The 270-nt window shown below is 45.6% G+C and carries 1 protein-coding gene; it reads left to right on the forward strand.

Features of this window, described 5'->3' with window-relative positions; all coding sequences use genetic code 11:
* Positions 1-270: hypothetical protein (locus SB679_RS24400; RefSeq protein WP_410704844.1), on the forward strand; the 270-nt coding region annotated here is incomplete at both ends.

Here is a 270-nt window from a genome sequence, read left to right on the forward strand (position 1 = left end):
GATAGGCTGATCGATAGTGTGTTGCGTACTTTCGATTCCGATGGGTATGCCAATGAAAATACGGTTGGGTATCATCGTTTCAACGTGCAATTATTTAAGTCGGTGATAAGTAAGTTCAGCGACTGGGGTGTCGAAAGCAGGTTTGGTGATATCGCCCCACCAATTATCGATAAAGCTTTGCGCGCCTTTCAGATATGTGTTTGGCAAGACGGATCCATTCCCCCTATAGGCGACTCCGCCGTATATGAGAATGCGGCAGAATCTTTAAAT

The organism is Chryseobacterium sp. SIMBA_029 (genome assembly GCF_046535275.1).
GTDB lineage: Bacteria > Bacteroidota > Bacteroidia > Flavobacteriales > Weeksellaceae > Chryseobacterium.